This is a genomic window from Tautonia marina, from assembly GCF_009177065.1.
Taxonomy (GTDB): Bacteria; Planctomycetota; Planctomycetia; order Isosphaerales; family Isosphaeraceae; genus Tautonia; species Tautonia marina.
On the sequence record NZ_WEZF01000008.1, the window covers coordinates 203411 to 216843 of the forward strand.

At 64.1% G+C, this 13433-nt stretch carries 10 protein-coding genes and 1 pseudogene; 7 read left to right on the forward strand and 4 right to left on the reverse strand.

Translation table 11 applies throughout. From position 1 onward, the window contains the following. Positions 1–39: 39 nt before the first annotated feature. Complete coding sequence (locus tag GA615_RS11945; protein ID WP_152051523.1) at positions 40–840, reverse strand: ion transporter; 801 nt, start codon at positions 838–840, stop codon at positions 40–42. 273 nt (positions 841–1113) lie between these two features. Between GA615_RS11945 and GA615_RS11950 the strand changes: the two genes are divergently transcribed. Together GA615_RS11950 and GA615_RS11955 are read left to right on the forward strand one after the other, a co-directional pair. Continuing rightward, the gene (locus GA615_RS11950; protein WP_152051524.1) at positions 1114–2784 is read left to right on the forward strand and encodes a sodium-dependent transporter; all 1671 of its coding nucleotides are present in this window, start codon (positions 1114–1116) and stop codon (positions 2782–2784) included. Next, on the forward strand, positions 2781–2960 hold the full coding sequence (locus GA615_RS11955) for a hypothetical protein (protein ID WP_152051525.1): 180 nt from the start codon (positions 2781–2783) through the stop codon (positions 2958–2960). The genes GA615_RS11950 and GA615_RS11955 overlap by 4 nt, the downstream gene beginning before the upstream one ends. A 94-nt stretch (positions 2961–3054) precedes the next feature. On the opposite strand, the gene GA615_RS11960 is transcribed toward GA615_RS11955, so the two are convergent. Beyond that, the gene (locus tag GA615_RS11960) at positions 3055–4806 is read right to left on the reverse strand and encodes an alanine/glycine:cation symporter family protein (protein WP_152051526.1); all 1752 of its coding nucleotides are present in this window, start codon (positions 4804–4806) and stop codon (positions 3055–3057) included. 220 nt (positions 4807–5026) lie between these two features. Continuing rightward, complete coding sequence (locus GA615_RS11965) at positions 5027–5662, reverse strand: 3-keto-disaccharide hydrolase (RefSeq protein WP_152051527.1); 636 nt, start codon at positions 5660–5662, stop codon at positions 5027–5029. A 203-nt stretch (positions 5663–5865) separates the two neighbouring features. On the opposite strand from GA615_RS11965, the gene GA615_RS11970 reads away from it, so the two are divergent. Together GA615_RS11970 and GA615_RS28155 are read left to right on the forward strand one after the other, a co-directional pair. Next, entirely contained in the window at positions 5866–6546 is a 681-nt protein-coding gene (locus tag GA615_RS11970; protein ID WP_152051528.1) for a nitroreductase family protein, read from the forward strand. Between the two features lie 223 nt (positions 6547–6769). Next, positions 6770–7336, forward strand: a pseudogene (locus tag GA615_RS28155) (GDSL-type esterase/lipase family protein); the annotation flags it as partial. A 60-nt stretch (positions 7337–7396) separates the two neighbouring features. Here GA615_RS28155 and ispD read toward each other — a convergent pair. Beyond that, complete coding sequence (gene ispD, locus GA615_RS27430) at positions 7397–8104, reverse strand: 2-C-methyl-D-erythritol 4-phosphate cytidylyltransferase (protein ID WP_161602301.1); 708 nt, start codon at positions 8102–8104, stop codon at positions 7397–7399. Between the two features lie 229 nt (positions 8105–8333). On the opposite strand from ispD, the gene GA615_RS11980 reads away from it, so the two are divergent. From GA615_RS11980 to GA615_RS11990, 3 genes are all read left to right on the forward strand, one after another. Beyond that, entirely contained in the window at positions 8334–10868 is a 2535-nt protein-coding gene (locus tag GA615_RS11980) for a LemA family protein (RefSeq protein WP_152051530.1), read from the forward strand. Between the two features lie 122 nt (positions 10869–10990). After that, a complete protein-coding gene (sppA, locus tag GA615_RS11985) occupies positions 10991–11989 on the forward strand; it encodes a signal peptide peptidase SppA (protein WP_152051531.1) in 999 nt (332 codons plus the stop codon). A 145-nt stretch (positions 11990–12134) separates the two neighbouring features. Next, positions 12135–13433, forward strand: a complete 1299-nt coding sequence (locus GA615_RS11990; RefSeq protein ID WP_235905365.1) for a hypothetical protein — start codon at positions 12135–12137, stop codon at positions 13431–13433.

The following is a 13433-nucleotide window of genomic DNA, read 5'->3' on the forward strand; positions in this document are numbered from 1 at the left end:
TCCGTGGCTCAGATCTCCCTGCGGACCGCTCAGGCCGGATCAGGAGAGTTCGCGTCCGCAGTGCGGGCATGTGCGGCCGCGGAGTTCCTTGCGTTTTTCGACTTCCTCGATGAAGCCGGAACCGAGGATGGCGGTCGGCAGGGCGAAGAAGCCGATGCCAAGGATCGCGGACAAGGAGGCGAGCAGGCGACCGAGCGAGGTCACCGGATGGACGTCTCCGTAGCCGACGGTCGTCAGGGTGACGACAGACCACCACATCGCGGCCGGGATGCTGGAGAAGGCCTCGGGCTGGGCCTCGTGTTCGGCAAAATACATGAGGCAGGAGGTGATCAGGAGCATCAAGGCGAACACACAGGTCGTGAGAACCAGCTCCTCGCGCTTCGCCCGAATCACGTCGCCAAAAAGCCGAAGGGCGGAGATGTAGCGGGCGAGCTTGGCGGCGCGGAAGATCCGCAAGAGTCGCAAGGCCCGGACGAATCGCAGGTCGAAGCCCAGCATGGGCAGATATGCCGGCAGCACGGCCATCAGGTCGATCAGGGCCATCGGCGTGACCATGAACCGCAGTCGGCCCCAGATCGGCCGGGCGAAGCGCGGGTCGGCCGGGGCCGACCAGACGCGCAGCAGGTACTCGGCCGAGAAAACCGCCACCGAGAACCACTCGAAGGCGTTGAGGGCGGGCCCGATCCGGCGATTGATGGAGGCGACCGAATCCACGATCACGGCCAGGATGTTCAGGACGATCAGGGCCAGCAAACCAATGTCGAAGCCACGACTGAGGCGATCGCCCGGCCTGGCGACGTCAAGGATGGCCCAGAGACGATCTCGAATGGGGTGACTCATCAGATCAAGAGGACGAATCGCCGGGGATGACGAGGGGGAACCAAAGCGAAACCGGGGCGCGGCGTTGCGTCTCGGCGGATTGCGGGAAGGGCCATTGTAACCGGATCGAGGCCGGAGATTCTCGACGGTTGCGAATCGGCATCGTCCGAAGGCGATCGGGAGGGAAGGCGGGCGGGCTCGTCAGCCCCTGGCAGGTTGGGGAGGGATCTGCTATAGAGTCCGATCTGGTCAGGGATTGCATGGAGCAGGCACGGGTTGGCCGAAGGGGGATGCATGGGAAAACATGAGCGTTGGGCCTCTCGGATCGGCCTGGTGCTGGCGATGGCCGGCAACGCCGTGGGGCTCGGAAACTTCTTGCGATTTCCGGCCCAGGCCGCCCAGAACGGCGGCGGGGCGTTCATGATTCCGTACCTCGTGGCCCTGCTCGTCATGGGGATTCCGTTGATGTGGATTGAGTGGACGATGGGCCGGTACGGCGGGAGCCTCGGCCACCACTCGACGCCGGGCATCTTTCAGTCGATGGGCAAGAGCCGGGCCTGGAAGTACCTGGGGGTGCTCGGCCTGCTGACGTGCCTCGGGATCGCGTCGTATTACCTGTATATCGAGTCGTGGTGCCTCTCGTACGCGATCTACTCGTTGCTGGGAGGCTTCGGGGCCGATGAGCCGGCGAGCTTCTTCGGCCGGATCACCGGGCAGAGCGACAACCAGCTTTTTGCGTTCAGCATCCCTGGCCTGGTGATGTTCGCCATTTGCATCGGCATCAATATCTTCATCCTCTCGCGAGGGGTGTCGGGCGGGATCGAGGTGGTGGCCAAGGTGGCGATGCCCCTCTTGCTCCTGTTTGGCGTCGTGCTGGCCGTACGAGGGTTGATGAGCGACCCGCTGGCCGACGAGGCCGTAAAGGAGAGCCCCTGGGTCGGCCTGAACTACATCTGGAGCGTGCCCGACTTCACGCAGATCGCCAACCCGGCGGTCTGGCTGGCGGCGGCGGGGCAGATCTTCTTCACCCTGTCGATCGGCATGGGATCGATCCATTGCTATGCGTCGTACCTGCGCAAGAAGGACGACGTGGCCCTGACCGGCGCAACAACCGCCTGGACAAACCAGATGTGCGAGGTGGTGATCGGAAGCGCTTTGCTCCTGCCGATCGCCGTCAGCTACCTCGGTCTGCAGGGGGTCAAGGATAGCGTGGCCGGGGGCTCGGGCTTCGGCCTGGCCTTCTTCACCTTGCCGACCTTGTTCAACAACTGGGGACCGCAATTCGCGCCGCTGGCCGGGTTCCTCTGGTTCGGGCTGCTGTTCCTGGCGGCGATTACCAGTTCGCTGGCGATGGGACAGCCGGTGATGGCCTTCCTGGAAGACGAGTTCAAGCTGAGCCGGGTCAAGGCGTCGTGGGCCTTGATGGGGATGCTGCTCTTCCTGGCCGTGCCGGTGGCGATGATCCACGAGCAGGGGGTCTTCAGCGACTTCGACTTCTGGGTCGGCACGTTCGCCCTGGTCGTCTTCGCCCTGATGGAGGTGATCCTCTTCGCCTGGGCCTTCGGCATCGACAAAGGGTGGGAGGAGCTGACCCGAGGGGCCGAGCTGAAGGTGCCGCGGGCCTTCTTCTACATCATGAAATATGTGACGCCGACGTTCATCATCGTCATCCTGCTGGCGGCGATCTTCAAGCCGAGCGTCGGCTGGGACGGCTTCTTCGGGTCGATCGGCTCGGGCCAGGGGGTGCCGACCTGGGAATGGGCCGGTGACAGTGTGATCGGCAAGATCCTGCACAAGGATCTGGTCACTCCCGAGGACGCCTCGCCCGAGGTCGTCACCTACTACGAGAACCTGCGGACGGTTCGCACGTACGACCGGATCGGCCTGCTGGCCATCTTCGCCTTATTCTCGATCCTGGTGGCGATCGCCTGGCGTCGCAAGGGCAAAGGGGGAACCCCGTCATGAACACCACCGGCATGACCCCATCGGCCTGGATCTTCATGGGGATCGTCTGGACGGTCGTCCTGGGCATGACCGCCTACTGCTTCGCCAAGCTGTTGACCTCGAAGCAGTTCACCGAGCCCGACCACGACCCCGACCACACGCCGACGTTCAAGCCCGAGGAGGAGAACGACGGCTGATCCGGAGGGATCGGATCGCAGGGAATCAAACGCAATCGGCCCCGATCACCGGCGAATCGGTGATCGGGGCCGTGTTCGTTGAAGAACGACGAGCTTACTGCACGTCTCGGCCTTCGACCACGTCGGTGATCGAGGGCGCGGCGTGGGGAGGGTCCATCTCGCCGGCCTTGAAGCGGCGGAAGTAGTCGTGATAGGCGTTCATGGCCTGGCGGCCGAAGATGAGCATGATCGGGATGTTCGCCCAGAGCATCACGCCGGTGCCGAAGCTGGAAATGGTGTCGAGGGCCACGTCGGTTGTGATGAAGCCGGGCACGCAGGCGGCGACGATCAACAGGCAGTAGACAAACTTGTACGGCAGGACGCTGCGGGAGCCAAGCAGGTAGATCATTCCTTGCTCGCCGTAGTAGCTCCACGAGATCATCGTCGAGATGGCGAAGAGCCACGAAGCGATCGTCACCAGCCACTTGCCCAGCCCCGGTTGGACCCGGTTAAAGGCGTGGCTCGTCAGAGCCGCGCCGGGGTAGTCGCGGTAGACGCCAAAGCCCCCTTCGGACAGCGGTTCAATCCGGGGTTCGACCAGGCTGACGATGTCGGACCAGGAGACGACGTGGCGGTTCTGCTCGGCATCGAACGTGACGTTCCCCATCACCCGGCGCGAGGTACCGCCGGTCAGGCGGTTCTCGTCGGCCTGGACGACGAGGAAGACCATGTCGGTGCCGGTCTGCCAGCCGTCTCGGCTTGATTCGGGCAACGGCCCGGTCTCGACGCGCCACTGATCCAGTTGCTCGCCCTGGACGATGCGGGGGGCCTCGTCAAAGGTCGCGTTCGGCTCACGATTCCAGGCGCCGGTGAGCAGAAGGACCAGGGCGGTGAGGGTGCAGACGACAATCGTGTCGATAAACGGTTCGAGCCCCGCGACCACCCCTTCGCGGACCGGCTCGTCGGTCTTGGCGGCCGAGTGGGCGATGGGAGAGGACCCCTGGCCGGCCTCGCTAGAGAACAAGGCCCGCTTCATCCCCCAGACCAGGGCATAGCCGAACGTCCCTCCCACAAACGCCCCCTGCGCCTCCAGGGGGTTGAAGGCCGTGCGGACGATCAGGGCGAGCATTGCGGGGACCTCGGTGATGTTCACCGCGATCACATAAAAGGCCGCCAGCAGATAGATACCGCACATGAAGGGGACCAATCGGCCGGCGACCGCGCCAATCCGCTTGATGCCGCCGATAATGACCACGCCGACGATCAGGGCCATGACGATTCCGCTGAGAATTTGCGGGACGCCGAAATCCTTCTCGGTCACGATGCCGACATTCCAGGCCTGGAACATGTTGCCGCCGGTGATGGTCGAGATGAGCAAGGTGATGCAGAAAATCCCACCGATGACCGATCCGACCGGGGCCAGCTTCGGACCCATCGCCGAGAACCCCTGCTTGACCACCCACATCGGCCCGCCATGCGGGTTCTCGGGGTCGTCGGTATTGCGGTAGAGCATCGACAGGGTCACTTCGGTCGTCTTCAGGGCCATGCCAACCAGGCCGACCATCCACATCCAGAAGACCGCCCCCGGCCCCCCGAGCGCGATGGCCAGGGCGACCCCGGCAATGTTCCCCAGACCGACCGTCGCCGAAAGCGCGGCCGAAAGTGCCTGAAAGTGATTAATTGCCCCGGGATCACCCTTGTCGTCGTACTTACCAAGAATCACCGGGGTGCCGTGCGTCAACGCGCGGACCTGCGACACTCCGCTCCAGATCGTAAACAGCACTCCCACCGCGAGCAAAAAGAACAGGACGTATTCATGCCAAATAACATCATTCAGGGCATTCAACGTGTCCAGCAGGGGTTCCATCGTGAATTCCACCTCTCGGAGTGGCCCGGTCGAAGATGCGGGCGTTCGACGTGCGAGTGATCAGACCGGGGCAATCCGGCCCGAGGACAGGAAGGAAAGGAGAATGCCGGGAGAGGGGCAGCAACGTCTTGAGGATGGGAAGGACGATCCCGGCGCGATGCTCCACCCTTATGGATTGGGAGCAGCGCGCCGGGGTTCTGGCAATCGTCGCCAGGTGGAATCAGGGCAGTTCCATGACCTCAATCTTGCGCAGCGAGACGACGCTGCCGGGGTCGTGCCCCTGGAAGGCGAAGTGCCCTTGTGTGTACTGACGGTCGTAGTCGAGCAGTTCGTACAGGACCTTATCGTTGACCTTCACGGTGATCGACGTCACGACCTTGCCGCGGTATTCCTTGTCGACCACCTCGACTTCCTGGGTGAACCAGGTGTCGGGCGGCACGAGTTCCTCGTAGACGTGAACACGAGTGTAGATCGATCCGGTCTTGATCGGGTCGCCGTGGGTGCTGTTAATCTGGGCTTCGTAGCCGCCGGAGAAGGTCGGGCCTTTTTCCGATCGGAAGTACATGCCCGAGTTGCCGCCGTCGTTAATCTTGATCTCGGCGCGGAAGCGGAAGTTGGTGTAATCCCCCTTGGGGCTAAAGAGCATCGACGGATCGCCCCGGCCGACGAGAAGGCCATCCTCGACCGTCCAGCTGCAATCGCCGTCGGGACGAAGCTTGATCATCTCCCAACCGCTGAGGGTTTCTCCATCGAACAGCGAGGTCCACTCCTCGGCCTTCGGCTCGGCCGCGCAGGCCACCAGGGGAACAAGCAGGGCGAGCGTTGCCGCCGCGCAGCAGGTGCGAAGCATGGTCATCGTACCTCGATTGTCAGCGTCCAAAGAGGGGAGAGAACACGAGCCTTGGCCGGCCTTGGTCCGATCCGATTCGATCCGGCTGAGGACCACTCCGGCAAGAATGCCGGATCTTACGTCACCCGAAGGCCCGACGCCAGCACCGCCCGCCGTGCAGAGCCCCCTGAGATCGACCCGCTCCCCCTCGCCGCTGAGGACCACCGCTCATGACCGCTGCCGAGGCCATCCAACGCCGCCAATCCTTCGTCCGGTTCGACCCCGATCGCCTCGTGCCCGACACGGTGCTGGCACGCTTGCTCCACCTGGCAAGCCGGGCCCACTCACCGCACCATCTCCAGCCCTGGCGGTTCCTCGTCCTCCGCGATCGGAACAACCGCAATCGGCTCCACCGCGCCGCGTTTCATCATCCCCGGTTGTTTGAGGCTCCGGTGGCGATTCTCGTCCTCGGCTACCACCACCCGCACCAAAGCCACTGGGAGGCAATCCGAGAGCAGTTGGCCGCGGCTGCGCCGCTCTCCGCCGAGGATCTTGGCCGGATGAACGCTGAGGTCCGCCGCGACCTCGCCGCCGAGCCCGATCTCGGCGTCTGGGCCTGTCGGCACGCCCAGGCCGCCGCGACCACCCTGATGATCGCCGCGCCGGAACTCGGCCTCGCCACCGCGCCGATCGACCGCTTCGACGCTACGTTGATCGGCCAAACGTTCGGGATTCCCAACGATCACACCCTCTGCGCCGTCATCGCCCTGGGCTATCCGATCGACGATCCTCCCACGCCGCCGTGCCTTCCGCTGGCCGAGCTTTGCTTTCAGGAGCACTTCGGCCAGCCCTGGACGCTGGGGGAAGGAGACGATCCCGCTCCTCCCGAGGGGCGGTCTTCGTCCGATTGACGCCTTCCCGATCTCGTTCTACGATCACGCGATGACCCGTTTTCGAGCCATCCGACGCCTCTTGATCCTTCTCGCGGTTCCGAGCGTCATTGCCGGAATGCTCGTCGCTCACTTCGCCGCTCTGGCCGGTCGGGAACCGGCGCGGCGATCTCCGACGCGGCCCATCCCTCGGCCCGAGCTACCGGGATGGCTCGACCAGCACTCGCTGATGGTCGATCAGGCGATGAGAGGGCAAATCGACCTGCTTTTTCTGGGAGACTCGATCACCCGAGGGTGGCTCGGCCAGGGCCGAAACCCGTTCGAAGGAGACGGGCTGGATCTCTGGCAAGCACGATTCGCCCCCCGACGCGCGGCCAACTTCGGTATCGGCAGCGATCGGATTGAGCACCTGCTCTGGCGCATCCGGCACGGCGAGCTTTCAGGCCAGCTCGATCCGAGCGTCGTCGTCCTGATGATCGGCACGAACAACATCGGACTCGACCCTCCGGAGGTGATCGCCGACGGCATCGCCACGGTCGTCTCGGAAATCCGCCGCCGCCTGCCCCGATCGGTGATTCTGCTGATGGCGCTGACGCCCCGAGGGCTCTCGCCGACGCTTTCCTCGCCGCCGACGCACGACCGAGCCCATCCGGACGTGGCCGAGGTCAACCGCCTGATCGCGCCACTCGCCCGGTTGCCCCGAGTCGGGTTCATCGACTTCGGGTCGGCCCTGCTCGGCGAGAACGGCCTGGTGCCCAGCGCCCAGTTTCCGGATTACCTGCACCTCAGCCGATCGGCCTATCTGGCCTGGGCCGAGGCGATCGAGCCGTTCCTCCAGATCGTGCTGGGGGCGGTTTCCGAAGCAGAAGGCTCACCCCTCGGAGTCCCGGAGCAACCCTCGGAAAATGGCCTCGGCCAACGGCAGATCCTCTCTCCTGGTGATCTTGAGATTCCAGGGCGATCCGGGGACGATCCGGCACGCATGGCCGATCGCCTCGACAAGCTGGGCGTCGTCGGTCACGGGCACCGAAAGGTTGGTTCGGTTGGCGTGGGCCTGGCGGAGCAGGTCGAGCCGGAAGGCCTGCGGCGTTTGCACGGCAAAAAGGCCGTCTCGGGAGACGGTTTCCGTGATCACCCCGTCGTCTCCGGCCCGCTTCAAGGTGTCGGAAACCGGAAGACCGGGCAAGGCCGCGCCGTACGTTCGGGCCGCCTCGAAGACACGGTCGATGACCGCTCGGGTCGGGAACGGTCGGGCCGCGTCATGCACGGCGACGAATTCGCAGGCAGGGTCGATCCGATCCAGACACAGCGCCACCGTATCAAACCGCTCGGCCCCGCCTTCGACCAGGGTGATGCCCAGTTCCGCCAGGTCGGCCCGGTAGCGGTTTTCGAACCGCTCGCGGTCCTCGGGAGCGACGGCCAGGATACGCTGTGCCACGTCGTCGCGACGAGCGAACGGCTCGACCGCCCAGCGCCAGACAGGCCGGCCGTCGATCTCGTGGTCCACTTTTTTCCGGGTCGCATCTCCGAAGCGCCGGGACTGCCCAGCGGCCGGAAAAAGAACGGCGAACGGACCCATGCGCGGCCCTCCTTCGAGGAATCGAGGCAGTTCGACGGCCAGGGGCGTTCATCTTGCGATCGACGACCGGGCCTCGTCAACGCTCCGCAACCCTCATCCCGATCCGGCGTTCCCCTCGGATTGGGAGGGTTCTCTCAGCGGACGACGCACAACGAAAAGGAACGAACCAATGTTTGATCCCTCGAATCGAATGCCCTGAGACGAAGGGCGTGGTCCGCGATGCCGCGTCATGCCGAACGGTTTCCCTCGATTCCAGGGGATCTTCCTTCCGGAGCCGGAACCAATCATGGATACGATGCTCGAAAGGCTGCTGCCGATCCTCGTGGTGAGTGTGATGGTCGGGGTCTTGATCTGGCGATTCGGCGGCAGATTGCTCGGCTCGAATGCCGAACCCAAATCCGGAAGCGATTCAGACGGGAGCTGGCTGAGCCGGCTCTTGCTCGGCGCCGCGGTGATCGGCCTGACGATCGGGGCCGGCATCTTCAGTTCGTTCGGGATCGACCAGATCCGTCGTCAACGCGACCTGGAGCGCGTTCCCCGCACCGAAGTCACCGCGGCCCTGACAGGCGAGATCAATCTGGTCGGCCGGGCGGAAGTGGACCCGGCCGCGGGAGTGGTCATCGCCCCGCGAACCAATACGCCTTGCCTTTACTTCCACTACACCGTCGAGAAGAAAACCAAGGATTCCGACGGAAACACCAAGTGGAGCACCATCGAAACCCGAGACGAATGGGCCCCCACCTTTCAACTCGTGGACGATTCGGGGTCAATGACCATTCGACCGGCTGAGGCCGACCACTTCCACACCAGCAACCGCGATTTTACGGAAACCGTGGGCGACCTCCGCTACCGGGAATGGCGAATCGAGCCCGGCCAGCGCGTGTTTCTGTTCGGATTCGCCCAGGTCGATGCCGAAGGTCGCGGCTCGGTCGGCTTTACCGAGCCGGGACACTACACGCCGATGATCTCCGAGAGCGACGAGGTGGCCGAACGCCGCTCGATGGCCGTCGGCGCGGTCTTCCTGTCCTGGATGGCCCTGTCGTCACTGTCCTTCTCGGTCTTCTTCGCGTGCTGGTTGGTCCGGCTTCACCAAACGCCGATTTACCTGGCCCTGATCGCCATGCTCATGATCTGCGGCCTGACCTACTGCGGCCTTCGGATGATGCACGACGACCTGAGCGGGGCACGAAACCGGCTGCATCGGGTCCGCACCTCGGCTCGGGAGGCGGTGGGCGATCTGCTCCAGCGCCACAGAATTCCCTGGGATGGTGACTGGTCGAGCCTGGGCCGCTTCGATGATTCGTCGGCGTTCGCCTCGCTCGATGATCGCGAACGACGACGCCTGACCCGGCTCCGGATCGACCTGGCCCGCACCGTCTTGCGAACCAATGCCATCCGCGAACGCTTCCCGGAACGCGTGCTCGCTCCCTTCTGGGGAGTTCACCGCGAGCCGCTCATCCCCCTGCCGGAACCCGATCAGGCGACTCTCGCACAGCTGGACCGCGAGTTCGAGGTCGCCCGCCTCAGCCCCGGCCTGGCCGGGATCGCCGGGCCGGTCGCCCTGGTGATCGCTCTGGTCGGCTCCTGGTTCGGCCTGAAAAAAATCAAAGAAAAGCGATACATTGAAAACGTTCCGACCTGCCCGACCTCCGGGGTGGCCGTCGGCTTCACCGAAATCATGGGCACCATCGTCCCAACCGAAGAAGGCAAGACGCTTTCAGGGCCGCTCTCAGAGCGTCCGTGCGCCCAGTTTCATTACACGGTTCAGGAGCGTCGCGGCAGCGGGAAAAATGCCAAATGGGTGACGATCGAGGAACGGAAGGAACAGATAGCTTTTCTCTGCCAGGATGACCACGGCTGCCTGCTCGTTCTTCCGGAAGGGGCCGAGATTCTGACCCGTCACCATGATTCCCGCCGATCGGGCAAGCTGCGCTACAGCGAAACACGGCTCGAAATTGGCGACCCGCTTTACGCCCTGGGCACGGCGACGATTGAGCCCGAGGAAATGGCTTCCTTGCGCCTCGAACGCGGCGACGACCGCTCGCTGCCTTACGTGCTGAGTAACTATTCCGAGTCGACCTTGATGCACCGCAAGGCCAGGGTCGGGCAGTTCTGGATCACGGCGGCCGTTGATGCCTTGATCTTGCCGACCCTCCTGCTGTTTGGCCTGCTCGGCTCGTTTCAGGCAACCGACTTCCTCGCGGCCACGCTCGTCGCGATTGGCTACTTTGTGCTTGCCGTGACGATCTTGCTGTTCAACGATCTGGTGTTTCTCCGCAACCGAGTCCGCCGCGCCTGGCACAACATCGAGGTTTCGCTCAAGAAGCGGGCCGATCTGGTGCCGAACCTTCAACAGGTCGTTCAGGGCTATCTGTCTCATGAACGTGGAGCCCAGGAAGACCTCGCCCTGATGCGGCAAGCCTACGGCGGCGGGGCCATGCTCGACCTGACCCACGCGACCGAGATGCTCACCGCCGAGCGATCGCTGCTCGACCGGATCATCGGCCTCCGAGAGGCCGCTCCGAACCTCAAAGGGGATCAGCTTACCGGCGACCTGATGCGCCGCTTGACCCTGCTCGAAAACGAGATCGCCCTGATGCGCCAGGGGTACAACGACGCCGTGGAACGCTATAACACGCGGATCGCCCACATTCCGGAAGTTCTGCTCGCCTCGCTGTTCCGGTTCACCGAGGCATCGTACTTCCATGCACCGGTTGATGTTCACGATGCCCCTCAACTCGATTTTAGCCCCGGCTCTGCCTGAACCGCTCGACTACCCGCCATGCCCCGATCCCTTCCGACTCGCCAGGGGATCGGGGTACACTGGGGTTCTTCCGACAGGAGATCTCCAGGAAGCCCGTTCTCATCCCATTCGAGAATCACGAGATGAGCTATCATTCGTCCAATGCCCCTCCTCCTCCCCCTCCTGGCCAGACGATCGTCCTGGAACGTCGCGAGCGCAACGGCTGGTTCCGTCGCCTGTTCTGGCCGGTCCTGATCATCTCGGTCCTGATCAACTTCACGCTCCTGTCGCAACGCACGGCGGGGCTTCGGCCCGATCCACTGGAGGAACAGTACGTCGGCGGGTCGCTCAGTCCGACCGCCGACAAGATTGCCGTCGTGCGGGTGGAAGGGCCGATTGCGCTCAATACCGTCGATTTTGCGGTCGAACAGGTCCGCCAGGCCCGCAACGACCAGCGCGTGAAGGCCGTCGTCCTTCGGGTCGATTCCCCCGGGGGAACCGTGACCGGCTCCGACCAGATCTGGCGTGAGGTGGCCTTGCTCAAGAAGACGGGCAAGCCAGTGATCGTCTCGATGGGAGGGCTGGCGGCCTCGGGAGGCTATTACGTCTCGGCGGCGGCCGACGAGATCATCGCCGAACCGACTACCACCACCGGCTCGATCGGCGTGCTGATCGAGCTGCCGAACGCCTCCGACCTGCTCGACAAGGTGGGCGTGCAGTTCCAGTCGATCACCGCGGGCGAGTGGAAGAACATGGGTTCACCCTTTCAACCGCTCGAAGAACGTGACCTCGCCCGCTTTCAAGAACTGGTGGACGACACCTACACCCGCTTCCTGCGCATCGTTGCTCAGGGCCGAGACCTCTCGATGGACGAAGCCCGAGCGGTGGCCGACGGCAAAATTTACTCGGCCGACGAGGCCCTGGCGATCGGCCTGATTGACCGCCTCGGCTACCAGGAAGACGCCATCACCGAGGCGACCTCCCGCGCCAAGCTCGACGCGCCTCGGGTCATTCGATACAGCAAACCGATCAGCCTGGGAAGCCTGTTCGGTCTTTCCGCCTCAGCCCGATCGAACCCGTTGTTCGACGAGCAAACCATCATGGAATGGCGAACGCCTCGCATGATGATGATTTTGCGATAGCAACCATCGGCATCGGGATCGTCCCCTCTCAGGCGGGCGGGGCGGATCACGAAATGGCGATCGTCACGAACCTCTGGACGCCTGGCAATTCCGAATCCACCATTTGCCATCGTCCGATGAAATCCTCAGCCCCGGGAGCCCCCCCGTGCAAACCGATCTTCGCCTCGGCACCTTCGACATCGACGCCTCTCCCCCGATGAACCACTCCCTCTGCGGAGGGTGGATCACCCCGGTCGTGGGCCAGGACGACCCGCTTCGCCTCCGAGGGATCGTCATCCTCGGCGCGGACGACCCGATTGTCATCGCCTCGCTCGACTGGACCGGCGTGATGAACGAGTCGCACCGTCTCTGGACCGAGCAACTGGCCGAGGCGGCCGGCACCACCCCCGACCGCGTCGCCTTGCACTGTGTCCATCAGCACAATGCCCCCTTTATCGACCACGAGGGGAACCGCCTGCTCCGGGAGGCTGGGGCCGACCGCCTCCTCTTTGATGAACCGTTCGTCGCGGACTTGATGGCGCAATCGGCGGAAGCCGTCGCCGAGGCCGTGCGCTCGGCCGTGCCGGTCGACCGGATCGGGGTCGGCTCTGCCGAGGTCACTCAGGTCGCCTGCAATCGGCGGGTCATTGGCCCCGACGGGAAAATTCTCTACACCCGGACCAGTTCCACCCGCGATCCTGCCGCCCGCGCCGCCCCCGATGGCACCATCGACCCCATGCTGCAATCCCTCTCGTTCTATCGCGAGGGGTTCCCGGTCGCCCGCCTCTACTATTACACGACCCACCCGATGAGCTACTACGGCGATGGTCGTGTCTCGGCGGACTTCGTCGGGATCGCTCGGGCCAACCGATCGGCTGATGAGGAAGGAACGCTTCACCTCTACTTCACCGGCGCGGCCGGAAACGTCACGGCCGGAAAATACAACGACGGTTCACCTGAGAATCGCCCGATCCTTGCGTCACGCATCTATCAGGCGATGGCGAGCGCCGACGCCGCGGCCGAGGATCACCCGCTCGACCACCTCTCCTGGACCACCGTTCCCATCGAGTTCAATCCGCGAGAGGACCTGGACCTCGACCGCCTGAAGGCCATCGTTGCCGACCCGAACGCCTCGACCGTCGACCGCAACCGCAACGCCATGACCTGCGGTTGGCTGATGCGTCTGGCAACGAAGCGGCCGATCCTCCTCGGCCGGCTCGACACGAACGCCAACAGCGTCTTGCATCTGCCCGCCGAGACGTTCGTCGAGTACCAGCTCTACGCGAAATCCCTCGCCGGCGGCGTCCCCCTCGCCGTGGCCGCCTATGGCGACGGCGGCCCCTGGTACATCCCGCTCGAACGCTCCTACGCCGAAGGAGGATACGAACCCTCCGTCTCCTGGGTCAGTACCATGAGCGAACCGATGTACAAGTCCAAGATCGAGGAACTGATTCGCAAGTCCTGA

Bases quoted from the DNA above. Each gene is read 5' to 3' on its own strand.
- GA615_RS11970 (WP_152051528.1), top strand. From the start codon at position 5,866: ATGACCGCTGCCGAGGCCATCCAACGCCGCCAATCCTTCGTCCGGTTC.
- GA615_RS11960 (WP_152051526.1), bottom strand. From the start codon at position 4,806: ATGGAACCCCTGCTGGACACGTTGAATGCCCTGAATGATGTTATTTGG.
- ispD (WP_161602301.1), bottom strand. From the start codon at position 8,104: ATGGGTCCGTTCGCCGTTCTTTTTCCGGCCGCTGGGCAGTCCCGGCGC.
- GA615_RS11955 (WP_152051525.1), top strand. From the start codon at position 2,781: ATGAACACCACCGGCATGACCCCATCGGCCTGGATCTTCATGGGGATC.
- GA615_RS11980 (WP_152051530.1), top strand. From the start codon at position 8,334: ATGCCGAACGGTTTCCCTCGATTCCAGGGGATCTTCCTTCCGGAGCCG.
- sppA (WP_152051531.1), top strand. From the start codon at position 10,991: ATGAGCTATCATTCGTCCAATGCCCCTCCTCCTCCCCCTCCTGGCCAG.
- GA615_RS11965 (WP_152051527.1), bottom strand. From the start codon at position 5,662: ATGACCATGCTTCGCACCTGCTGCGCGGCGGCAACGCTCGCCCTGCTT.
- GA615_RS11945 (WP_152051523.1), bottom strand. From the start codon at position 840: ATGAGTCACCCCATTCGAGATCGTCTCTGGGCCATCCTTGACGTCGCC.
- GA615_RS11950 (WP_152051524.1), top strand. From the start codon at position 1,114: ATGGGAAAACATGAGCGTTGGGCCTCTCGGATCGGCCTGGTGCTGGCG.